The organism is Sphingopyxis sp. JAI108, from assembly GCF_013410105.1.
GTDB classification, from domain to species: domain Bacteria; phylum Pseudomonadota; class Alphaproteobacteria; order Sphingomonadales; family Sphingomonadaceae; genus Sphingopyxis; species Sphingopyxis chilensis.
In genome coordinates this window covers 243,370-264,340 of sequence record NZ_JACCCJ010000004.1, presented here as the reverse complement: position 1 = coordinate 264,340, position 20,971 = coordinate 243,370, and the positions used below count along the sequence as shown (strand labels likewise).

Annotated in this window: 21 protein-coding genes and 1 other RNA gene; 8 read left to right on the top strand and 14 right to left on the bottom strand. The window is 66.2% G+C overall.

The window, feature by feature from the left end; all coding sequences use genetic code 11:
• Positions 1-4: 4 nt before the first annotated feature.
• The 3 genes from HDC29_RS17565 to HDC29_RS17555 form a co-directional block, all read right to left on the bottom strand.
• Positions 5-826, bottom strand: coding sequence for a YgcG family protein (locus tag HDC29_RS17565; protein ID WP_179499574.1), 822 nt, complete (start codon positions 824-826; stop codon positions 5-7).
• Positions 823-1,230, bottom strand: a complete 408-nt coding sequence (locus tag HDC29_RS17560) for a YgcG family protein (protein ID WP_179499573.1) — start codon at positions 1,228-1,230, stop codon at positions 823-825. The genes HDC29_RS17565 and HDC29_RS17560 overlap by 4 nt, the downstream gene beginning before the upstream one ends.
• Before the next feature lie 118 nt (positions 1,231-1,348).
• Complete coding sequence (locus HDC29_RS17555) at positions 1,349-1,951, bottom strand: LemA family protein (RefSeq protein WP_179499572.1); 603 nt, start codon at positions 1,949-1,951, stop codon at positions 1,349-1,351.
• A gap of 117 nt (positions 1,952-2,068) precedes the next feature.
• On the opposite strand from HDC29_RS17555, the gene mscL reads away from it, so the two are divergent.
• Positions 2,069-2,485, top strand: coding sequence for a large conductance mechanosensitive channel protein MscL (gene mscL, locus HDC29_RS17550; protein WP_179499571.1), 417 nt, complete (start codon positions 2,069-2,071; stop codon positions 2,483-2,485).
• A 37-nt stretch (positions 2,486-2,522) separates the two neighbouring features.
• Positions 2,523-2,877, top strand: a transfer-messenger RNA (tmRNA) gene (ssrA, locus tag HDC29_RS17545).
• Positions 2,878-2,983: 106 nt separating this feature from the next.
• On the opposite strand, the gene HDC29_RS19320 is transcribed toward ssrA, so the two are convergent.
• On the bottom strand, positions 2,984-3,823 hold the full coding sequence (locus HDC29_RS19320) for a BON domain-containing protein (RefSeq protein WP_257018357.1): 840 nt from the start codon (positions 3,821-3,823) through the stop codon (positions 2,984-2,986).
• Between the two features lie 143 nt (positions 3,824-3,966).
• Positions 3,967-4,377: a helix-turn-helix domain-containing protein gene (locus HDC29_RS17535; protein WP_179499570.1), complete on the bottom strand. Its 411-nt coding sequence runs from the start codon at positions 4,375-4,377 to the stop codon at positions 3,967-3,969.
• Between the two features lie 69 nt (positions 4,378-4,446).
• Here HDC29_RS17535 and HDC29_RS17530 point away from each other — a divergent pair, with 69 nt between their 5' ends.
• Positions 4,447-5,067 carry a cation transporter gene (locus HDC29_RS17530; RefSeq protein ID WP_179499569.1) on the top strand — a complete coding sequence of 207 codons (621 nt, stop codon included), beginning with the start codon at positions 4,447-4,449 and terminating at the stop codon, positions 5,065-5,067.
• On the opposite strand, the gene HDC29_RS17525 is transcribed toward HDC29_RS17530, so the two are convergent.
• Genes HDC29_RS17525 through HDC29_RS17515 form a run of 3 tightly spaced genes read right to left on the bottom strand, consistent with a single transcriptional unit; the run spans position 5,064 to position 9,317 of the window.
• Positions 5,064-6,473 carry an efflux transporter outer membrane subunit gene (locus tag HDC29_RS17525; protein ID WP_373562831.1) on the bottom strand — a complete coding sequence of 470 codons (1,410 nt, stop codon included), beginning with the start codon at positions 6,471-6,473 and terminating at the stop codon, positions 5,064-5,066. The two genes, HDC29_RS17530 and HDC29_RS17525, sit on opposite strands and share 4 nt — an antisense overlap.
• Entirely contained in the window at positions 6,470-7,651 is a 1,182-nt protein-coding gene (locus HDC29_RS17520; protein ID WP_179499568.1) for an HlyD family secretion protein, read from the bottom strand. The genes HDC29_RS17525 and HDC29_RS17520 overlap by 4 nt, the downstream gene beginning before the upstream one ends.
• Before the next feature lies 1 nt (position 7,652).
• Positions 7,653-9,317 (bottom strand): MFS transporter, encoded by a 1,665-nt coding sequence (locus tag HDC29_RS17515; RefSeq protein ID WP_179499567.1) that lies wholly within the window; start codon positions 9,315-9,317, stop codon positions 7,653-7,655.
• Between the two features lie 260 nt (positions 9,318-9,577).
• Between HDC29_RS17515 and HDC29_RS17510 the strand changes: the two genes are divergently transcribed.
• Positions 9,578-10,966 carry an exopolysaccharide biosynthesis polyprenyl glycosylphosphotransferase gene (locus tag HDC29_RS17510; RefSeq protein ID WP_179499566.1) on the top strand — a complete coding sequence of 463 codons (1,389 nt, stop codon included), beginning with the start codon at positions 9,578-9,580 and terminating at the stop codon, positions 10,964-10,966.
• A gap of 4 nt (positions 10,967-10,970) precedes the next feature.
• Here the strand turns inward: HDC29_RS17510 and HDC29_RS17505 are convergent, their stop codons facing one another.
• From HDC29_RS17505 to HDC29_RS17495, 3 genes are read right to left on the bottom strand one after another with little or no spacing between them, the layout of a single operon-like run.
• Positions 10,971-11,972, bottom strand: a complete 1,002-nt coding sequence (locus HDC29_RS17505; RefSeq protein WP_179499565.1) for a polysaccharide pyruvyl transferase family protein — start codon at positions 11,970-11,972, stop codon at positions 10,971-10,973.
• A complete protein-coding gene (locus HDC29_RS17500) occupies positions 11,969-13,450 on the bottom strand; it encodes an oligosaccharide flippase family protein (protein WP_179499564.1) in 1,482 nt (493 codons plus the stop codon). The genes HDC29_RS17505 and HDC29_RS17500 overlap by 4 nt, the downstream gene beginning before the upstream one ends.
• Positions 13,440-14,201: a glycosyltransferase family 25 protein gene (locus HDC29_RS17495; protein WP_179499563.1), complete on the bottom strand. Its 762-nt coding sequence runs from the start codon at positions 14,199-14,201 to the stop codon at positions 13,440-13,442. Before HDC29_RS17495 ends, HDC29_RS17500 begins: the two co-directional genes overlap by 11 nt.
• A 210-nt stretch (positions 14,202-14,411) precedes the next feature.
• Between HDC29_RS17495 and HDC29_RS17490 the strand changes: the two genes are divergently transcribed.
• The 4 genes from HDC29_RS17490 to HDC29_RS17475 are packed head-to-tail and all read left to right on the top strand — an operon-like array spanning position 14,412 to position 18,452.
• Positions 14,412-15,281: a glycosyltransferase family 2 protein gene (locus tag HDC29_RS17490; protein WP_179499562.1), complete on the top strand. Its 870-nt coding sequence runs from the start codon at positions 14,412-14,414 to the stop codon at positions 15,279-15,281.
• Positions 15,281-16,246, top strand: a complete 966-nt coding sequence (locus HDC29_RS17485; RefSeq protein ID WP_179499561.1) for a glycosyltransferase family A protein — start codon at positions 15,281-15,283, stop codon at positions 16,244-16,246. Before HDC29_RS17490 ends, HDC29_RS17485 begins: the two co-directional genes overlap by 1 nt.
• The gene (locus tag HDC29_RS17480; protein WP_179499560.1) at positions 16,243-17,157 is read left to right on the top strand and encodes an endonuclease/exonuclease/phosphatase family protein; all 915 of its coding nucleotides are present in this window, start codon (positions 16,243-16,245) and stop codon (positions 17,155-17,157) included. The genes HDC29_RS17485 and HDC29_RS17480 overlap by 4 nt, the downstream gene beginning before the upstream one ends.
• Positions 17,154-18,452, top strand: a complete 1,299-nt coding sequence (locus tag HDC29_RS17475) for an outer membrane beta-barrel protein (RefSeq protein ID WP_179499559.1) — start codon at positions 17,154-17,156, stop codon at positions 18,450-18,452. Before HDC29_RS17480 ends, HDC29_RS17475 begins: the two co-directional genes overlap by 4 nt.
• A 13-nt stretch (positions 18,453-18,465) precedes the next feature.
• Here HDC29_RS17475 and HDC29_RS17470 read toward each other — a convergent pair whose 3' ends face one another.
• From HDC29_RS17470 to HDC29_RS17460, 3 genes are read right to left on the bottom strand one after another with little or no spacing between them, the layout of a single operon-like run.
• A complete protein-coding gene (locus HDC29_RS17470; RefSeq protein ID WP_179499558.1) occupies positions 18,466-19,188 on the bottom strand; it encodes a serine acetyltransferase in 723 nt (240 codons plus the stop codon).
• 5 nt (positions 19,189-19,193) lie between these two features.
• Positions 19,194-19,757: a polysaccharide biosynthesis/export family protein gene (locus HDC29_RS17465; RefSeq protein ID WP_218844710.1), complete on the bottom strand. Its 564-nt coding sequence runs from the start codon at positions 19,755-19,757 to the stop codon at positions 19,194-19,196.
• Positions 19,754-20,935, bottom strand: a complete 1,182-nt coding sequence (locus HDC29_RS17460; protein ID WP_179499557.1) for a glycosyltransferase — start codon at positions 20,933-20,935, stop codon at positions 19,754-19,756. The genes HDC29_RS17465 and HDC29_RS17460 overlap by 4 nt, the downstream gene beginning before the upstream one ends.
• Positions 20,936-20,971 lie beyond the last annotated feature (36 nt).

Below are 20,971 nucleotides of genomic sequence, written 5' to 3'. Positions count from 1 at the left end.
TCCCCTACCAGCCGCCCGAGGCGCCGCCGCCCCCGAAGCTGCCGCCGCCGCCCGAAAACCCGCCGAAGCCGCCGCCACCGCCGCCGCTCCAGCCGCCCCACGACGACCCGCCGCCCGATCCCCAATGATCGTCGTCGTCGCCGCCCCAGATGATGATCGGCGCGGCGCCCCACGGGCCGCCCCTGCGCCGCTTCCGGCCGCGCCGCGAGCGGCTCGACAGCCAGGGGATGATGAAGAAGATCAGGATGATGAAGCCGATGAAGAACAGCCCGCCGAAATTGCCGTCGTCGGCGCGGTCGCGCTCGGCCTTGTCGGCGGCGGCGGCGCGCGCCGCGGCTTCTTCGGGGGTCAGCCGGATCTGCTCGGCGATCGCGTTGACGCCGTCCTGGATGCCGCCGGGCATGTCGCCCGCCTTGAATTTCGGGGTCACGACGTCGCGGATGATCCGGCCCGACAACGCATCGGTCAGGATCGGTTCGAGGCCGTAGCCGACGGAGATATTCATTCGACGCTCGTTCGGCGCGATCAGGAAGACGACGCCGTCGTCCTTTTCCTTGTCGCCGATCTGCCATTCGCGGCCGAGCCTGTAGCCATAGTCGGCGACGTCGTGCCCTTCGAGATCATTGACCGTCGCGACGACGAGCTGATGCCCGGTCTTCTGCTGGAGTTCGAGTAGCTGCGCGTTGAGCGCCGCTTCCTCGGCTGCGGGAATGATGTCGGCCTGGTCGACGACCGGGTTCCCCGCGAGTTTCGGGAAGGTCTGGGCGGTGGCGGGTGCCGCCAGCAATGAGAGGCCCAGTGCCCATCCGAGCAAAAGCGGTCTCATTGCGGATCTCCCGTTTGGGTGGCGATGGCTTCTATGCCGGCGGAAACGCCGCCGGCATAATCGGCGCGTTTGAAATATGCGGTCATGTTTTTCACGGCGTCCAACGCCTTGTCGTCGGGGAATAGCTTCTCCATTCCGAGGCCGGTCGAAATAGCCACCCGGCGATCCTGCGGCGCGACGAGCATGACCAGTCCATCGTCATGGCCTTCTCGCCCGATACGCCATCGATTTCCGAGGCAGGTTGCGAAATTGTCGATGCGAGCGCCATGAAGACTCGGTGTCGTCGCGACGATCATCTGGTGCTTCGTGCGCTCTTCATATCGGGTCAAACGCTCGGACAAGCGAGCTTCCTCTTCGAGGGTCAAGACATTTGCAGCGTCCGTTACCCGGCCAGCGAGTGCCATTCGGGGGACGCCATCGCAGAAGGTCGTTTCCTTCGCAGCCGTTGGCTCCGACGCCGCCTTGCATCCGCCCGCGACCAACAGGATCGCGAGCGGCGCAGCAAGAGCGATGGGGCCCACCTTATTGCCCGAAGTCGACCTTCGGCGCCTGGTTGGCATTGGGCGTGACCGCGCGATAGGGCGTCATCGGCTCGGCGCCATGGACGATCTTGGCGCCGATGATGTCGGGGAAGGTGCGGATCGTCGTATTATAATCCTGCACCGCGGCGTTATAGTCCTGCACCGTCACGTTGATGCGGTTTTCGGTGCCTTCGAGCTGGGTCATCAGGTCGGCGAAGCGCGCCTGGCTCTTGAGGTCGGGATATTGTTCGACGGTGACGAGCAGGCGGCCGAGCGCGCCCGACACATTGCCCTGCGCCTGCTGGAAGGCCTGGACCTTCGCGGGATCGTTCAGGTCGTCGGTGCTGAGCCTGACCTGCGTCGCCGAGGCGCGCGCCTGGATCACGCCCTCGAGCGTCGATTGCTCGATATTGGCGGCGCCCTTCGCGGTTTCGACGAGATTGGGGATCAGGTCGGCGCGGCGCTGGTAGGCGGCTTCGACATTCGCCCACTTGGCCTTGGCGGCTTCTTCCTTGGTCGGGACGCTGTTGATGCCGCACGCGGACAGGCTCATCGCGGCGACGGGCAGGATCAACCAGCGGGCGTTACGATAGGTCATGGTCATCAGGCTCCCTCCGGCGGCGTTTTGCCGCAACAATACACATAATAGGATCGCGCTTGCCTTTGTGCAATCGTCGCGGCACCTTTGGCGCCAAGGTCCAACAATCCGGGGTACGGCAAGATGCTGAATGAATTCAGGGAATTTATCGCGCGCGGCAATGTCATCGACCTCGCGGTCGGCGTCATCATCGGCGGCGCTTTCGCGACGATTACCAAGTCGCTGACCGAAGATATCATCATGCCGGTGGTCGGCGCGATCTTTGGCGGGGTCGATTTTTCGAACATGTTCATCCGCCTCGGTCCGGTGCCCGAGGGTGTGTCGGCGACCGATTACGCCGCGCTCAAAGAGGCGGGCGTCGCGATGTTCGGCTATGGCGCTTTCATCACCGCGACGATCAATTTCCTGATTCTGGCGTGGATCATCTTCCTGTTGGTCAGGGCGGTGAACAAGGTCGTGCGCAAGGCGCCCGACGCGCCCGCGGGTCCGAGCGAGGTCGATATCCTCACCGAAATCCGCGACGAATTGCGAAAGAAATAGGAGGCCGAGCCCTTTCCGGGACGAATGGTCCGCCTGCGCTCTTCCAAAGCTCGGGCGGGCTTCCTATATGGGTCTTGCCGGTTTCTGCCGGCTATGAGGATAAATGGTGTCGTGGAATAGACACAGCGGACCCGGGGGCAGTACCCGGCGGCTCCACCACAAACCCGCGTTTCTTGATGGGCGCGCGGGCTTCTGACGGGGCCGAACCAGGATCGACGTGTGTTCAAAGGCGATATTTTCTTCCGGGCTGAGTAACCCGTTCAAGGCTCAAAACGATAAGTGCTAACGATAACGAAGCACTCGCTCTGGCTGCGTAACCGATAAGCCTCACGGCCTAAGGTTATTCAAATAGAACGCGGTTCGGACCGAACCGGGCAACAGAATCGGATACCAGCGGCTGGGGACGAGCCGGGCAACAGAATCGTCCCACCTTTCCTTCACTCGCAAGCATGAAAAAGGGAGCGGCGAACCGCCCCCTCTCTCGGCCGTGTCGGCAGGTCAGCTGCCCTGCGGCGCGAAGGACGCGCGGTCGACGCGCAGGTTGTTCTGCACATGCTTCACGCCCGTTACATCGTCGGCGATATCCTCGGCGCGGCGCTTGGCGCGCTTGCCGTCGACCGTGCCGTCGAGGGTGACCTCGCCGCCCGACACGGTGACGCCGATGCGCGAGGCGTCGATCCAGTAATCCTCGGTCAGCCGATCGTTCACATCCTCGCGGATGCGGTCGTCCGAACGGACATAGTCGGCCGGTCCGCGCCCGCGATGGTCGCGCTCGCGGCGGCGCTGCGCGTCTTCGTCGCCGAACCACGACAGTACCTCGTCGCCCGCGCGCTCGAAGAAGCCGCGATCATGGCGGGCGCGCGGCGAATATCCGCCGCGATCATAAGTCGATCGTCCGAAATCGCCGGCGGCATAGGGGATGTAGGTCGGCCAGCCATAAGGGTCGGCATATCCCATATAGGTCCACGCCGACTGGCGCTCATACTCGTCGCGCCGGTCGCGGGCCGAGCGATATCGATCGTCGTCGCGGTCGCGCTGGCGCTGCTCGTCGTCCCGATAGCGCCGCGCGCCATAGGTGCGATTCCAGTCATTTCCGGCATAATCGCGCGGGCGATCGGCGCTGTAGTGGCCGCGTTCGGTGCGCTCGCGTCCGCTGCGGCCATAGTCGCCATAGCGCGGCAACTCGCGCGGACCGAAACCGGCTTCCGGATAGCTGCCATAGGCGTAGCCGCCGTCGTCGCTGCGGTTCGTTTCCCATTCATGGAGTGGTCCCGACTGCGCATCGCGATCGGTCTCGACCTCGCGGCTGCCGCGCTCTCTGTTCGTCTGCCTTTCCATTCTCCGTCTCCTCATTTCGCTGGGGAAGCGGCTGGCAGGCGTCGGGGGCGACGCCCCCAACCTGTCCGACTGACGCGTGCCCCGGACGCAAGTTCCGGTGCATTCGACGAACCGAGTGGAAAAGCCCGAGCGGGCGGCCCGGGTCAGTGCGGGCTTGCGCAACGGCTGTGATCGCCGAGCGCCTCGATCACGCGGCAATCGGCAGCGACGCCGCCGCGGCAGCGCCCGACGATGCGCGTGAGTTCGTCGCGGAGCAGCGTCAACTGCGCGATCTTCGCCTCGACCTGTTCCAGATGCGCGGTGGCGATCCGGTCGGCCTCGCTGCAATCGCGCTCCGGATCGTCCGACAGGTCGAGCAGCGAGCGGATTTCCTCGATCGTGAAGCCCAACTCGCGCGAATGGCGCACGAAACTGAGCCGCGAGCGGTGCGCGTCGTCATAGCTGCGGTAATTGGCCGCGGTGCGACCCGGCGCGGGGAGCAGCCCGATCCGCTCATAATAGCGGATGGTCTCGATATTGGTCCCGGTGGCACGCGACAGCTCGCCAATCTTCATCGCTTGACCCTGTAGTTGCTACAGGCTGCATATAGGGTGCCGAATCGAAGATAACAGGAGGTTTCGGCGATGGCCGATCAATGTTGTGCCGGCAAAAGCGGCAAGACCGCGCTGAATAATCCCGGATGGCGGCGCGTCCTGTGGTTCGCGCTGATCGTCAATGCCGCGATGTTCGGTGTCGAGATCGTTGCCGGGGTCGCCGCGGATTCGCGCGCGCTTCAGGCCGACGCGCTCGATTTCCTGGGCGACAGCGCCAATTATGCGATCAGCCTCGGCGTCGCGGGCATGGCGCTCGCGTGGCGCGCCCGCGCCGCCTTGCTGAAGGCGGCGACAATGCTTGCCTTCGGCCTGTGGGTCTTTGGATCGGCGGTCTGGGGCTTCGTTGCCGGATCGGCGCCGCATGCCGAGACGATGGGCCTGATCGGCGCGCTGGCGCTCGCCGCCAACGTCGCGGTCGCGCTGATGCTCTATCGTTACCGGACAGGCGACGCCAATATGCGATCGGTGTGGATATGTTCGCGCAATGACGCGATCGGCAACATCGCGGTGATGGGTGCCGCGCTCGGCGTGTTCGGCACCGGGCGTAGCTGGCCCGACCTTGCGGTTGCGGCGATCATGGCCGGGCTCGCGATCTGGGGCAGCCTCGAGGTGTTCAGACAGGCGCGGGTCGAACTCGCGACCGAAGTCTAGGTTTCGGGAGCGCAGGGCGCGTCCGGGGTTCCGCATGGCGCCCACGTCCAGCCGCCTCCCATCGCCTGGAACAGCTGGATGCGCGCGGTGAGTGCGTCAGCGCGCAGCTGGATCAGCGACAGCTCGGCGCCGAGCAGGCCGCGCTGCGCGTCGAGCTGTTCGAGATAGGGCGAATAGCCCTCACGATAGCGATTGGTCGCAAGGCGCAGCCCCTCGGCCAGCGCGTCGCGCTGCGACTGTGCAAAAGATATCTGCTCGTCGACCCGCTTGACCGCGGCGAGCGCATCCTCGACTTCGCGAAACGCGTTCAGCGCGGTGCGGCGATAGGCGAACGCCGCCTGGTCGCGCTGCGCCCCCGCCGCATCGGCCTGCGCCGTCAACCGCCCGCCCTGGAAAATCGGCGCGAGGATGCTTCCGCCGACCGACCAGATCGTGATCGGGTCGGCGAGCAGGGTCGAAAAGGCCGCACCCGCCGCCGAGGTGAGGCGCACTTGCGGCAGGAAACGCTTGCGCGCCGCCGCCAGATTCTTGTCCGACGCCGCGAGCTGATATTCGGTCTGCGCGACGTCGGGCCGGCGGCGCAGCAGTTCCGACGGCAGGTCGCCAGGTATGGCGGGCACGGTCAGGCGATCGAGGGCGACGCCGCGGTCGATCGTCCGCGGCGTCTCGCCGACGAGCAGGCTCAGCGCGCCTTCGGTGCGCGCGATCGCCAGCTCGATCTGCGGGACGATCTGCGCGGTCGCGTCATATTCGGCCTGCGCCTGCTCGAGTTCGAGCTTGGGCGAATAGCCCGATCCGACGCGCGATTTGGCGATGCGCAGCGATTCCGAACGCGCACGCACCGTCTCCCGCGCGATCGCCAGCCGCGCGTCGAGGCTGCGCAACACGACATAGTTGTTCCCCACCGCCGCGGCGACCGACAGCTGCACCGTATCACGCCCCGCTTCGCTCGCGAAAAAGGCGTCGCGCGCGGCGGATTGCTGGTCGGCGAGGCGACCGAACAGGTCGACCTCATAGGCGATCTGGATTTGCGGCTGGGCGAAATCCTGCTCGACCGGCTGGCCGAAGGGGTTGACCGACCGAGAGCGTCCGGCGCCGAGCGTGGCGTCGATGGCGGGAAGGGTCTGCGCCCGCGCGATCGCGACATTGGCGCGCGCCTCGCGCACGCGCGCGGCAGCGATTCCGACGTCGCTGTTGTGGACGAGCGCCTTTTCGACCAGCGCGGCAAGCGCCGGATCCCCGAATGATTGCCACCAGTCGCTTTGCAGCGGCGCGCCGCCGCGGGATTCGGTTCGCCACGCGGCGGGCGGCGCGACGGGCGTGACCTCCGTGACCGCGACATTCGGCCCCGCGCAGGCGGCCAGCGTGCCGGCCAGCACCGCTATCGCGAGGGGGGCTATCCTCACCGCCGCGATCCGCCGCTGGTGTCGATGCGAACCTCGACCGACATGCCTGGCCGCAACCGCTTTGCCTGCGGTTGCCCCTTGTCGATCGCGATCCGCACCGCGATGCGCTGCGCGACCTTGACGAAATTGCCGGTCGCATTGTCGGCCTTCAACACCGCGAATTCGGACCCCGCCGCGGGTGCCAGATTCTCGATCCGCCCGGTGAGCTCGGCGCCGCCGAGCGCATCGACGCTGAACCGCGCCGGCTGGCCGACCGCCATATCTCCCGTCTGGGCCTCCTTGAAGTTTGCGATCACCCAGACGTTGTGCGGGACGACCGACAGCAATTGCGTGCCCGCGGTGACGTAAGCGCCAAGGCGGACGCCGATTTCGGAGAGCTGGCCGTCGGCGGGAGCGCGGATGATCGTATTGTCGAGGTCAATCTGCGCGAGGCGCAGCTGCGCCTTTGCCGAGGCGACGGCGGCTTCGAGGCCGGCGCGGCCGACGACGACGGTGCGCACGTCCTGCGTCCCGATTGCGCGGCTGGCGCGCGCCTGTTGCAGCGACGCCTGCGCGGCGAGCAGCGCGGCGCGCGTCTGGTCGAACTCGCGGGTCGAGATCGATCCGTCGGCGACGAGCGTGCGCGCGCGGCGCATATCGGCTTCGGCGCGCGCCAGCTGTGCCTGCGCGTTGGCGATGCCCGCATTCTGGCTGTCGGTGGCGACCTCGCGCGATCGCTGCGCCTGCGCCGAGTTGGCGAGTGCGGCTTCCTGCGCCGCGACGTTCGCCTCGGCCTGCGCGACGCGCGCGCGATAGATGCGGTCGTCGATCGTGGCGAGCGTCTGGCCCCCCTTAACTTCGGCGAAATCCTGGACGAGGACGCGCGTGACATAGCCGCTGACCTGCGGACTGATGATCGTGACGCGTCCGCGAACATAGGCGTTGTCGGTGCGTTCCGAACCGCCAGCGAAGGGTGGCAGCTTCCACGCGAAAAGGATCGCGAGGATGGCGGCGAACGTCACCGCGACGATGACGATCACGGTCGTGCGCGACTTGGCGGGCGGGCGCCACGACGATGGCGGCGGATCGATCTGTCGATCGGTCCCGGGTTCGGGCTCCGGTGTGGCGGGTGGCTTGGCGGGCGCCGCCGCTGCCTCGGCCTCGGGTTCGGGCGGCGTGTTCGCCTTCTCTTCGCTCATGTCACTGCCCCTGCTGCGCCTGTGCCTGCGCTTGAAGACGTTGTACCAACAATATCACTGGCGAGGGCTCGCCGCGGCGACGGATCGACCAAGTGATCAGAAAGCCCCAGATTGTTGTCAGGATCGCTAGCACCCCGACCAGCATGAAGACATCGTTATAAGCGAGAATATTGGCCTCGCGCGTGACCTGCCGGTTCAGCAGCGCCGCGCCTTCCGCACCGCGCAGAACCGGGTCGCCGACGGTCCCCGCGACGATGCGGCCCCCCGCACCGAGCCGCGCGGCGACCAGCGGGTCGGTCGCGACGATATTCTGCACCAGCTCGTGCGAATGATATTTCTCTCGGACCGTCTGGAAAGTGCCGAGCAAGGTGCTGCCGGCGAGGCCGCCGATGCTCTGGCTCATGCTGAACAGGACGACGAAGCTGATGAAATTCTTGCCGCCCGCGAGCAGCGTGCGCGCGATACCAATGACCATTGCCTGCGCGAGGAAGAGCAAGGATGCAAAGCCGATCAGCGCCTGGCTGAGATAGAATTGGCTCGGCCGCGAAACGTTGGTCGCGCCGGCGTCCATGAACGATCCGATGACGATCAGCACGACAGCGATGATGATCGGACGCGTCAGATTGTCGGGACGGAAGGTCAGCACGGCGGTCGCGAGACCCGCGATGGACGCGAACACAACGATCAGGTTCAGCGTCACCATCTGGTCGTTGATCATGCCGACGACCGACAGAAAACCGACCGACCCGAAGGCCTGTTCGGAGAGCAATATGCGGATCGATGCCGCCACGGCGAACAGCCGGAGCATCTCGCGGGTGCCCAGCCAGCGCGTGTTGATGAGCGGATTCTTGCGATGATGCTCGACGAGGATGGCCGCGGCGATCAGCGCGACGCTTGCCGCCAGCGACCAGCCGATCCAAGACCGTTCGGTCCACCACTGGATCCGGCCCTGCGAGAGGACGGCGACCAGCAGCCATAATCCCGGCGCGAAGAGGCCGAAGGTCAGGAAGTCGAGCGGTTCGAATACCTTTTCGCGCTCGCTCGGCGGCAAGGGCTGCGCCCATACGGCGGCGAGCGTCGCCAGCGCGAGCCCGAATTCGAACCAGTAGAGGTTGTGCCAGTCGCCCCAGACCAGCAGCCCAGGCGACAGCACGCGAGCGAGCGGGGTCGCGATCTGCGGGATGCAGATACCGATCATTACCGCTGCAAGCCGCTTCGACGCCGGAAGGGCCTGGAAGAAATAGAGAATAGTCAGCGTGGAGAGTCCGCTCGCCGCAATCCCGCTCATCGCGCGCACCGCGACCGAGGTCCAGAAGTCGTGAATGAACAGGTGCATCAGCGTCGTCACCGCATAGGCGACGAGCGTATAGCGGATGAACGGCTGAAGGCCGAATTGCTGGCGATATTTGACGAGCAAGAGGTTCGCGGTGACATTGGTCATGAAATAGGCTGCGGTCAGCCATGCCGCCTCGTCGCTGTTCAGCCCGAGCGTCCCTTGCGCGAAATTGAGGTTGACCGTGACAAGCGCATTGCCGAGCCCGCCGGTGATCCCGATCAGGCATCCGATCAGGAAGTGGCGCACCATGCGCGAGGTCGGGTGGTCGGGGTTGGCGGGCGATCCCGGCAGCGTCGGCCGTTCGTGCGGTTTGAAGACATAGTCTGACATCGCGCTAGGCCCGGCCGGTGGCCGTCACGGCACCCAACAGGCGGCGAGTCGGATCATTGGACATCCCAACCCCTTAATCCATTGCCGGCGCGCTGACAGCCTATTCGGACGGTCGACGACACCTAAACCTCCGTCCAGGCGTCTTTCGCACGGATCATCCTGTATCCGGCACAAGCCCGCGCTGCCCGCTTGTATTTCCGGCCTCTGAGAGCATGTTGCATTGCAACAAGATTATGTGAATTCAGGGAGTCTCCCATCCCATGACCAAGATCGACCTGGCGCTCCAAGGGGCGCCGCTCCGAACACCGATCGCGAAAGCAGCGCGGCGCGACGCCAAGATATGGCTCTGCCTCGGCCTGATGGCGCTGGATGCGGTGGCGCTGATGGCGGGCTTTGCGGTGACGCTGATAATCGAAGCGCCGCGGAACGTGTCGGAAGGATTGCTGACGGCGCTGTTCGGGGCGCTGCTCGTTCACGCGGCCATTGCTTTCCAGAACCAGGCCTATAATCCGCGCTGCCTGACCAAGCCGCTCAAGAGCTGCCGCCAGACGCTGATATCGTTCGCGACCACCTTGCTCGTCTTCCTGCTTGCCGCCTTCTCGCTGCGCGTGACCGGGGATGTTCCCCGCTTCGCGCTCGGCATGGGCATGGTGACCGCTCTGATGCTGCTCGTGGCGCAGCGGTTGCTCGTTTGCCATGTCGTGCGCCGCGTTTTCGGCCAGCTGACCGCCGAACTGGTGATTGTCGACGGGGCGAACCTGCCGCCTTCCTATCTGAAGCGCGATATTATCGACGCGCGGACGTCGGGGCTTCGCACCGATCTCGACGATCCGTACATGCTCGACCGGCTCGGTACGGTGCTGCAGGATTACGACCGGGTAACGATCGTTTGCGCGCCCGAGCGGAAGGTCGAATGGGCGCGCGCGCTGAAGGGCGTGAACATTCTCGGCGAGATCGTGATGCCCGAGATCGCCGAACTGGGGCCGCTGACCACGCGGCAATCGGGCGGGGTGACGACGCTGGTGGTGTCTTGGGGGCCGCTCAACCGGGCCAACCGGGTCAAGAAGCGCGCGCTCGACCTCGCGGTGACGATCCCGGCGCTGTTCGTGCTGGCGCCGCTGCTGGCGCTGGTCGCGATCGCGATCAAATTCGATTCGCCGGGCCCGGTGTTTTTCCGGCAGGAGCGGATGGGGCGCGGCAACCGCATTTTCCGGATCCTCAAGTTCCGCAGCATGCGCGTCGAGGCGACCGACGCGAACGGCGCGCGCTCGGCGAGCCGCGACGACGACCGGATCACGCGCGTCGGCAAGATCATCCGGGCCACGAGCATCGACGAGCTGCCGCAGTTGATCAACGTTCTGTCGGGTGAGATGAGCCTTGTGGGGCCGCGGCCGCATGCGCTGGGCTCGACGGCCGGGAACGAACTGTTCTGGCGCGTCGACCGGCAATATTGGCATCGCCACGCGCTGAAACCCGGCATCACCGGGCTCGCGCAGATCCGCGGCTTTCGCGGCGCGACCAACACGAAGCGCGATATCGTCAACCGGCTGGGCGCGGACCTGGAATATCAGCACGGCTGGTCGCTGCTGCGCGACGTTTCGATCCTGGTGCGCACGGCGCAGGTGCTGATCCACCGCAACGCCTATTGAGGGCTCAGCCGTCGACGACCTGCGGGGCGACGCAAGCGAGCGCGGTTTCAAACGCCCCGCCACGGTCGGTGGCGCGCATCAAGCCTGCATAGTCGCCGGTCCATTGGTCGGCGAAGCCCGCGACCTTGCCATAGCTGTTGTCGAGCAGCACATGCGGGATATCGAGCAGCAGCGACAGGATATGCGCATGGAGCCGGTCGGTCACGACCAGTTCGCCGGCGGACAGCATGGCGAGGCCGCGCTGGAACCGCCATTCGGCCAGGCGTTGCTGCCGCGCCGCGCGCTGCGCCATCGGATCGCGGTTGAAAAGGCGGCCGAGTTTGAGCGACAGGCGCAGACGGCGCTTTTGAGCGGGGTCTTCCTCAAGCCAGTCGTCGGCGGCCACGCCGGCGGGGAGCGCATCAACGCCGCCGAGCGCACGTTCATGATCGGTACGAAGCAGCGCGAAGACCGGCACGCTGGCCGGCGCGCGCTGCTGGCGGCCGAGCATCAGCGCGGCATCGGGAGAGAGGCGGATCGTGCAGTCGAAATGGCGCTCGGCAAAGGCGAGCGAACGGGCGTCGCGGACGAGCAGGGTAAACCGGCCATGCTCGCGGATCGCATCGGCCATCTCGGCCGCCGCGGCGGGATCGGCGTAATGGATCGATTGCGGCATCTGGATGATCGGCTGGCCGCGATGCGTGCGGAGGAGGTGGAGGCGGAAGGCTTCGTGCTTGGGCCAGAGCGTCCCCATATTGCCGCCGCCGTGGATCAGGATAGGTCCGTCGCCGATCGCCGCGCGGCAGGCGTCGTCGTCGAAATCGGCGATCGCGGAATAATAGGCCGGGAGACGACCGCGCTGGCGCAAATAGGTCATTTCGCCGAGCCAGATCGCCGAATCGCCGACGTTGGAATGGTCGGGAAAGTCGACGAGGGCAAGCTTGCCCGAGGGAAGCACCGCATCGAGTACGCTGGCAAAATGGTCGGCGAGCTCGCCGACGAGCTGGTCGGCGTTTTTCTTGATCATATCGGGCTCTTTCTGAGGAGTCGGGAGAAGGACAGGAGGCGGTTGCGCCATGTTCCGGAGAGGGCGAGCAGCGCGACACCGTAGAAGAGCGCGCCGACCGCAGTGAGCAGGAGCAAGGCTTGCCATCCCGCGAGATGCCCGTCGAGCAGCCGCATCGCGACCGCGAGCGCGACGCCCATCAGCGAAGAGGCGACCAGCGGCGGGCCGACCGCGCGGAGGCTGTCGATCGGCCGGATGCCCGAGGCGCGGCGGAGCAGCCAGATCTGCATCGGCAGGGTCAGATAGGCGCGCCCGACGTAGGAGATGGCGACCGCGAACAGGCCGAAAGGAAGCGCCGCGAGCGTCAGGATCACGCCAAGCACGAGCTGCGTCGTCGACAGCGAAATCAGGCTGCGCGATGCGCCGAGCACGCTGAGCGAGGGCGAGGCGAAGAAGTTGAGCGTGAAGGGCAGCGCCATGAAGGCGAAAATCTGGGCGAGTTGCCCTGCCTCGGTCCATTTGGCGCCGAACACGGTCGGGATAGCGATCGGCGCGAGCGCACCGAACCCGACCAGCGCCGGAAAGGACAGCGCCGACGCGCGCGAAATCATCCAGCGATAGGCATGGGCCAGTTCGGCGGGGTCGTCCTTGACGCGCGCGAGCGTCTGCACCGCAACCTGTGTGAAGGGCTGGATCGCGCCGCGGCCGATCAGCTCTACGGTGCGCCAGGCGGTGCGATAAACACCGACGGCAGCGAGTCCTATTCCGGCGCCGATCGCCATTTCCTGCACGCGCACGGTCGCGAGAAAGGCGAGCTGGACATAGATCAGGCTGGCGTTGAGCACCAGATTGCCGCGCAGGATGACCCAATCGAACTGCCAGCCGGGTTTCCAGTCATAGGAGGCGCGCGACAATATGAGCCCGACGATCTCGGTAACGAGGCGCTGGATGACGAGGCTCCAGAGCCCCAGTCCGCCCAAGGCTGCCGCGACGGCGGCGGTGCCGCCGATGAGCCCGCCGACCACCGAGCGCAGCGCCGTCGTGCGATGTCCGAACTCACGCAAACGCAGCGCCATATGCGTGGCGCCGAAGGAGGAGATGGGCAACGTCAGGCTCATCACCGCGAGTGGCAACGCGATATCCGGCGCGCCCATCCAATTGGCGATCGGCTGCGCCAACGCCATGATCAGGAAGGCGGAGACGAAGGAAAAGGCCTGCTGCGAGCGATAGATCGTATCGAGGAAGGCCGGGGTTATCTCGCTCTTTCGCGCTATCGTTTGGACGAGGCCCGCCGTCGCGATGATACGAAAGGCCTCCGCTGTCACCGCCATCACGGCGAAGGCGCCGATGTCCGCCTGCGTCAGCAGTCGCGCTAGGATGACGAAGACGACGAAGGAGAAAATCTGGTCGGACAGGAAACGCGTCACCGTCCAGCCGATCGAGCTACGGCTGCGCGCGCGTAATCCCGCGTCGAAGCGGGTGGGGAGTTCAGCGCTCAAGCAGACGCCTCGCTTTCAGCATCCGCATGCGGGTGCGCTCGACCTGGCGCCAGACCCTCTGTCTCAGCGAATGATAGAGAGGGTCGTTCTTGGGGACGAAGCGCGAATTGCCGATGTCCGAGACGATCGCCGCCTCGAGGATCGGTGCCGGATAGAGCGCGAGATTGGGCAGGCCATGTGCCCAGGACCGGTCCATTTCGTCGTCGATCGGACGGCAGACCGTGCGGCAATGCTCCGCCAGCTGCCGCGCGCCCGCGAGCGTGATGGCATAGCCTTGCGTACCATAGGCGAGCCCGACCAGTTCGACGATCGTGCGCGAATGCTGGAGGAAGTCGCGCCGGACGATGCGCTGCCAGGTCGGCTGCTTGGCATAGAGGCGGAGATAGTCGATGCCCTCCGCGTTGAGGTCGGCGCGCGCAAGCTGTTCGAGATAGGCCCAGTCGACCACCGTGTCGTCCTCGAGGATGATCGCCTGACGCACGCCGCGCATGATCATGTCCTGCCAGATCGAGAAATGGCTGGCATAGCAGCCGATCTCGCCCCTGCTCATCGCGCGGCCCTTGTTGCGGCGGATCGCGGCCTCGTCGATCGTCATGCCGGGCGCGGGAGCCGTGCAAGCATCGAAAAAGCGCCACGCGAGCGACGTGCCTGCCGCGCGTGCCGCAAAATCGGCCCGGCGGGCCTCGGCTGATTCGAGCGAAACCACCAGGACCTCGGTCGATTCGCCTGTATCGGGGAGGAACTCACCCACAAATATCGCCTTCTGCTATGGCTGTGCAGCGCGTCGGCAACGACGGCCGGGACGGTCCTTCGTAGCGGGCATTCGTTGGAGAACGAAGGCGCCCAGGCTCCGGTCGTCCGGTCAACGGGGCGACTCGTCTTCGCAGGTGCAGCATAAGGTTGACCTCGGTGGGGCGAGAGCCCGATTGGATCGCTGCGGGGGCACTGGACAGGCGCATCTATGTTTCAAGTCGCAGTCGTTATACCCGTGTGGAACGGCGAAGCCGTGCTCGGCCGTTGCCTCGACGCGCTTGCGCGCCAGACATTGCCGCGCGATGCCTATCAGATCATCGTGGTCGACAATGGATCGAGCGATGCGACGCGCGAGGTCGCGCGTGCCTATGCCGACGTCGAGTTGCTGGAAGAGCCGCGCCCTGGATCCTATGTCGCGCGCAACCGCGGGATCGAGCGGGTGCGGGCGCCGATCACGGCTTTCACCGATGCCGATTGCGAGCCCGGACCCGACTGGCTGGAACAGGTGGTGCGTGCCGCGGGGATGAACCCCGGGTTTGGCGTCCTAGCGGGCAAGATCGAGCTGTTCGACGAGATCGCACCCGAACGCGAGGTGTTCGGCGATTATGAGCGGCTTTTCAGCTTTCCGCAGGCGCATGCCGCGCGCGGCAATTGCGCCACCGCCAATTGGGCGAGCGATACCGCGCTGCTTCGCGAACTTGGCGGGTTCGACGCGGGGTTGAAATCGGGCGGCGACCGGCAGATGGCGCTGCGCATCCGGGCAGCCGGCTATCCGCTCGTCTATGTTCCGGCGATGGTCGTGCGCCATCCGGTGCGTGCGAGCCGCGCCGAACTCGTCCGTAAGCGCCAGCGGTTGAGCGGCGGGCGCTGGGATCGCACGACGCGGCGTCCGCGTCTTGCCCATGTGCTTGGCATCACCGCCGTCGATACGCTACGGCGGCTGCGCCGGGCGGCGATCACCCACGAACTGTCGTCGCGGCGCAGGCTCGCGGTCATGTGGCTGACCTTGCAACTCGCCGGCGTCGCGGTAAGCGAATTCCTCAATCTGGCAGGCGGACGAAAGGCGGCACGCGACTGATGACCCATCTCCGATCAGTCCCGCGTTTTTCCGTGGTGATGCCGCTCTACAACAAGGCCGCGCATGTCCGCGCGGCGATCGAAAGCGCGCTCGCGCAGAGCTATCCGGCGCATGAGATCATCGCGATCGATAATGGATCGACCGACGGCGGGCGCGAACTCGTGGCCGCCTTCGGGGACGCGCGGATCAAGCTGCTCGATCTGCCGACGCCGGGTCCCGGCGGTTACGCCGGGCGCAATGTCGGCATCCGGGCGGCGCACGGTGACTGGATCGCCTTCCTCGATGCCGATGACCTGTGGCACCCGGACCATCTGGCGGTTCTGGCCGAAGGCATAAGCGCGGATCCCCACGTGTGCGCGGCTGCGACGCGGTTCGACCATGTCTTCGAGGATCGCTCGCAACCGCAGCGGATCGCGCCGGAACTCGGTCGCGCCCGGAGCCTCGACCTTGCGGACTTCCTTGCGGCCTGGCTCGCGGTGCGCGAATGCCCGATGTGGACGGGCGCGATCGCGATCCGACGCGACACGCTGTTCGAGGCGGGCCTCTTCCCCGAAGGGCGCGCGGTACGCGGGGGCGACAAGGATCTGTGGCTGCGCGTGCTTGCCAAGGGCGCGCTGCGTTACGATCCGCGCATCACGGCACGCTTTCACCGCGACAGCGACAACAAGGTCAGCAAGTCGACCACGACGCTCGACCTGCCCTGCCTGGTCGAGACGGCGCGGGCGATGATTGCGGACGCCTCGACGCGCGAAGCCGCCTTGCTGCGGCGGCTCGTCAATCAGGAAATCGCGCATTACGCACGCTACGCGATGAAATATCCGGGGCGGACGGCGATCCGGCTCGGAGATCTCTATCTGCCCGAAGGAACGGGCACGGCGGCCTTGTTGCTCGCGGCCAAGCTGATCCCGGCGCCGCTCCGTCAATCGAGCTATGCGCTACGCAACCGGCTGCGCGCGCGCGCGTGAAACTGCTTCGCGCCTTTGGGTCCCTGCTGACCGGCGGGGCGTGCGTCGCCGCGTGGCTGTCGCTTGCCGGAAAATTCGTGCCTGCTCTCGACGTGCTCGCGTCGTTCCTGCCGCTGTTCGGGGTTGCGACCTTGCTGGGACTGCTGCTCGCGCAGTGGCGGCCAGGCGCCGCGATTGCGGCGGCGTTGCTCGCGCTGGCTCCCGTTGCAATCGGCGTGGCGCCCGAATGGCTGCGGGAAATCCCCACCGCGCCTGCGGGCGCGCCGCAGGTTCATGTGCTGACGCACAATGTATGGACACAAAATGACGACCCCGCAGAAACGGCGCAGGCGATTATCGATGCCAGCCCCGATGTGGCGATACTCCAGGAAGTGAATGGCAACTTCCGGCCCATGCTGGCAGCCTTGGGCCAGCATTTTCCCTATGCGACCAAATGTCCGGGGAGGTGCAGTTTTATTATTTTCTCGCGCTGGCCGATCGTTGACAGCGATTACTCCCTGAAGGCCCGGAACGGCCGCAAAATTGGTCCCGCGCTGCTGTGGGCGCGGATTGCGCCCTCCACGGGGGATACGTTCATGGTGGCCACGCTTCACTATCCCCGGCCGACGTCAGGCGACCAAGCGGTGCGCAGGCGCGCCGCGGCGCAGGCGCTGGCACGGATCGATCGCGAGGACTTGATCGTTGCAGGCGACATGAACCTGACGCCTTGGGCCGCGGCGATGCGCGAGCAGGACCGTGCCTTTGCCCCGCTCACCCGCATGACGCGTTCGCCCAGCTGGCCGCGCGCCATTCCCGTGCTGCCTATCGACCATCTCTATGCGGGCCCCGATTGGGGGTTGGTATCGTCGCGACAATTGCCTGGGACGGGATCGGACCACAGGCCGATTCTCGTAACGCTGGCGCGTCGGTGAAGCGCTTTCTTTCCCTCGCGCTGCTCGGCGGCTGCGGCCTCGCAGCGCCCGCGCTTGCCCAGCAATCGGACGCGACCGACGGGCTCGGTTCGGTATCGAGCGAAAACAGTTTCGGGCGTGACCGCAACGTCAGCGTCCTCGAACGGCGCCGTCCCGATTACACTCCCGAGCCTATCCACGTCGGCACGCTCGAGCTGCTGCCACGCATCGCGGTCGGCGCGGGCTATGACGACAATCTCTATGCGCAGCCGGGCGACGGGATAGGCGACGCCTATCTGCGCATTCGCCCGCGCATCTCGCTGGTGCGGCCGTCGCCGGACCTGAAGCTTTCGCTCGACGGCGAACTGGACCTGTTGCGCTATGCCGACCGGTCGAGCGAAAATGCGACCCAATATGCGGTGAGCGCGGGCGCACTTTACACGATCAGCAAATCGGACACGCTCGATATCACGCTGCGCAACGGGCGTTACAGCCAGGAGCGCGTCTCGCCCGACAGTCCGACGCAGGCGTCGCGGCCGATCCGCTTCACGCTGAACGGCGGCACCGCGACCTATACGCATGTCTTCAACCGGCTGCGCCTGCGCGGCGTATTCGATGTCGAGAACCGCAATTACAGCGACAGCGTGACGCCCGGCGGCGATCCGATCGACCAGGATTTCCGCGACCACACCAGCTATAGCGGCACCGCGATCGGCGAATATGCGCTGAGCCCCAGCGTCGCGCTGTTCGTCGCGGGGTCGCTGGGAAAGCGCGATTATCGCGAACGCAGCGGTCCGGTTCCGGCGCGCGATTCGACGGGCTTCGACCTCGCTGCAGGCGCAAGCTTCGAGCTGGGACGCAAAGCACGCGGATCGCTTCGTCTTGGCTATCTCCACCAGGATTACAGGGCGGCCGAGTTCGAGGATGTTTCGGGCTTCCTCGTGCGCGGCGAGCTGGCCTATTTCCTGACCCCACTGGTGACGATCACCGGCACCGTCGACCGGGGTATCCGCGAAACGGGCGTCAACGGCGCGACGGGCTATCTCGCCACCAACATGACGCTGCGCGCCGATTACGAGCTGCTGCGCAACCTGATCATCAGCGCGGGCGGCGAGCTGGAAAAGCGCGATTTCAATAATATCGACCGGCGCGACGACCGCTGGACCTGGCGTGCCAACGCATCCTACCTCGTCAGCAAGCGGCTGGCGCTGCGCCTCGATCTCCAGCGCCGCACCCAGTCGAGCTGGGGCGCGACCGCAGGCCGCGAATTCACCGACAATCGGGTCTCGGTGGGGGTGACCTTCTCGGGCCTTTAAGAGAACGTGGGGGTCAGCCCGGCATCGCGCCGCGCGACCCGTGCAGCGCGCCCTCGCAGGCGGCGAGCAGTTCGGGCGGGGCAAGACGGTTGACATAGCCGCCGGATCCTTGATCCGAGAGCAGCTTTGCCGGGATGCCGCCGACCACGCCGCGTTCGGGCACGTCCCTGGTCACGACCGCATTGGCGCCGATGGCCGCCTCGGCACCAACATGGATGCCGCCGATCACCTTGGCGCCCGATCCTAAAAAGGTCCGGTCGCCGATCACCGGCGCACCGCGTCGGCCGCCGCGGTTCATATAGCCGAGCACGACGCCGTGGGTGATGTTGACATTGCTGCCGAGCACCGCGTCGCCATGGAAATAAAAGCCGCCGAAGCGGTTGAGGAACAGGCCCGGCCCGATCTCCATATATTCGGGGATCGCAAAGCCATATTTGTAGCGCGCGCGCAGCAGCAACCACTTGGCGAAGGGGTAGAGGCCGAACGCCTTGGCGGGTTTCAGTTTGAGCCAGCCGGTCGTGCGCATCAGCACCGTATATTTATACCCCGGCGTAAAGGCATAATGCTTCGCGAAGGCGCCGAAGCCGACGCGGCCGGCATAGCGATAGAGGTCGGCGGCGAGCAGCGCCTTGAGTTTCGCGAAGCTGACCGGGCAACCGCGCAGATGCGGTTTGCCGGTGTCGTCGGGGACGGGCTCCTCAATTGCCGGAGCGGGGGCAAGCGATGCGCTGGTCATGTCCATCAGAAATAACGCTCGCCGAAACGGATCGTGTCGCCGGGAAGCACCGGGAAATCGGCGGTCATCGGATATTCCTGCTCGCCGGATTCGCCCGCGCGTTTCAGGAATACGCGCTTTTCATTGGCGCGATAGGTGAAGCCGTCGGCCTTGGCGACGGCGCCGCGGATGGTCAGGCCCTGCGTATAGGGATATTCGCCCGGCTTGTTCACTTCGCCGAGCACATAGACGGGCCGGAAGCTGGCGACCTGGACCGAGACTTTCGGCTCGAGCAGATAGCCGTTGCCGAGCTTCGCCTCGATCTCCCTCGACAGCTCGTCGGTCTGGAGCCCGGCGGCCTTGACCTCGCCGATCAGCGGAAAGGCGACCGTTCCGGCGGGCGACACTTCGAAATCGCCGGTCAGCGTCTCCTCGCCATAGGTCGCGATCTTGATCTTGTCGCCGGGCGAGAGGCGGAAGGCTTCGGCGGGCGGCGGCGCGGCGCCGCTGCCGGCGAGCGGCGACTGCCCGGCGCACCCGCCGAGCACCGCGAGCATGCCCGCCAAGGCGATCTGCATATGCCATTTCATGAAGTTACTCCCGGACTCGATGCTGCAATGTTTTTGAATTCGGCCTCGGCAGGCGGCACGGCGAGCGACGCCTCGATCCGTGCCCAATAATTGGCGGCGGCCTGCTCGACGCCGTAAGCGAGCGAACGTTCGCGCGCCCCCCTGCCGCATTCGCTGCGGCGCGGCTCGGCGAGCACCCGGCGCAAGGCGGCTGCGAAGGCTGGTACGTCATCGGTCGGGACCAACGCGCCGGCATCGACATCGATCCCGCTCGGGATGGCGTCGCGCGGCCGGTCGGCCAGAATCTCCGACGGGCCGGAGGCGCAATTGGTGGCGACGACGGGAACGCCGCAAGCCATCGCCTCGACCAGCCCGTTCGGGAATCCCTCGGCATTGGAAGGCATCGCATAGGCCTGCGCGCGCGCGACCACGGCGAAGGGGTTGGCGACGAAGCCGGGCATGTCGACCCGGTCCGCGATGCCGAGCGACGTGGCAAGCGCCTCTAGCGCGCCGCGTTCGGGCCCTTCGCCGAGGATGACGAGGCGCTCTGGCGGCGCGGCTTCGGCATAAGCGCGCAGCAGCAGCGGGAAATTCTTGTTGGGAACGAGTCGCCCCGCTGCGACAATATAGCGGCCGGCAGGGATGAAGGCGGGCGGCTCGGCTGCAAGGTCAGCGATGCGTTGATGGTCGACCGGATTGGCGATCGCCGACATGCGGCCGCGCGCGACGCCGAAATGGACGGCAAGATCGTCGACGACGCCGTCGGACACGGCGACGACATGCGTCGCGCGCGGATAGACGAGGCGCACCATCGCCTTGGCGGCGACTGCGTTGCCGAGATGGGCGCTCGTGTTGACCCGTTCGCTGATCAGCCATGGCCGCCGGCGCCCCGCCATCGCCCAGGCATTGGCGATATTGGCGCGGGTCAGGAAGCTCAGCGTCGCATCGGGCAGGATCCGCCGGGTCAGCGCGCGCAACTGGGTCAGGCTGGGCAGCAATTTATGCCGGGCATCCAGTTGGTGAAGCTCGACCCATTCGGGCACGTCATAGGCGCGCGGTTCGTCGTCGAGCAGCGCGAGGTGGATGTCGTAGCGCGCCCGCCACGGCTCCGACCCGCCGAGCAGGGTCGCGAGCACGCGCTCGGCGCCGCCGCCCGCGAGCGAGTTGATCGCGAACAAGATCCGCTTTTGATGCAGCATGATTCCTCGTTGGAGTGGGGGGCGGGAAATTCGCTT

Bases quoted from the DNA above. Each gene is read 5' to 3' on its own strand.
- HDC29_RS17565 (WP_179499574.1), bottom strand. From the start codon at position 826: ATGAGACCGCTTTTGCTCGGATGGGCACTGGGCCTCTCATTGCTGGCG.
- HDC29_RS17560 (WP_179499573.1), bottom strand. From the start codon at position 1,230: ATGGCACTCGCTGGCCGGGTAACGGACGCTGCAAATGTCTTGACCCTC.
- HDC29_RS17555 (WP_179499572.1), bottom strand. From the start codon at position 1,951: ATGACCATGACCTATCGTAACGCCCGCTGGTTGATCCTGCCCGTCGCC.
- mscL (WP_179499571.1), top strand. From the start codon at position 2,069: ATGCTGAATGAATTCAGGGAATTTATCGCGCGCGGCAATGTCATCGAC.
- HDC29_RS19320 (WP_257018357.1), bottom strand. From the start codon at position 3,823: ATGGAAAGGCAGACGAACAGAGAGCGCGGCAGCCGCGAGGTCGAGACC.
- HDC29_RS17535 (WP_179499570.1), bottom strand. From the start codon at position 4,377: ATGAAGATTGGCGAGCTGTCGCGTGCCACCGGGACCAATATCGAGACC.
- HDC29_RS17530 (WP_179499569.1), top strand. From the start codon at position 4,447: ATGGCCGATCAATGTTGTGCCGGCAAAAGCGGCAAGACCGCGCTGAAT.
- HDC29_RS17520 (WP_179499568.1), bottom strand. From the start codon at position 7,651: ATGAGCGAAGAGAAGGCGAACACGCCGCCCGAACCCGAGGCCGAGGCA.
- HDC29_RS17515 (WP_179499567.1), bottom strand. From the start codon at position 9,317: ATGTCAGACTATGTCTTCAAACCGCACGAACGGCCGACGCTGCCGGGA.
- HDC29_RS17510 (WP_179499566.1), top strand. From the start codon at position 9,578: ATGACCAAGATCGACCTGGCGCTCCAAGGGGCGCCGCTCCGAACACCG.
- HDC29_RS17505 (WP_179499565.1), bottom strand. From the start codon at position 11,972: ATGATCAAGAAAAACGCCGACCAGCTCGTCGGCGAGCTCGCCGACCAT.
- HDC29_RS17490 (WP_179499562.1), top strand. From the start codon at position 14,412: ATGTTTCAAGTCGCAGTCGTTATACCCGTGTGGAACGGCGAAGCCGTG.
- HDC29_RS17485 (WP_179499561.1), top strand. From the start codon at position 15,281: ATGACCCATCTCCGATCAGTCCCGCGTTTTTCCGTGGTGATGCCGCTC.
- HDC29_RS17470 (WP_179499558.1), bottom strand. From the start codon at position 19,188: ATGACCAGCGCATCGCTTGCCCCCGCTCCGGCAATTGAGGAGCCCGTC.
- HDC29_RS17465 (WP_218844710.1), bottom strand. From the start codon at position 19,757: ATGAAATGGCATATGCAGATCGCCTTGGCGGGCATGCTCGCGGTGCTC.
- HDC29_RS17460 (WP_179499557.1), bottom strand. From the start codon at position 20,935: ATGCTGCATCAAAAGCGGATCTTGTTCGCGATCAACTCGCTCGCGGGC.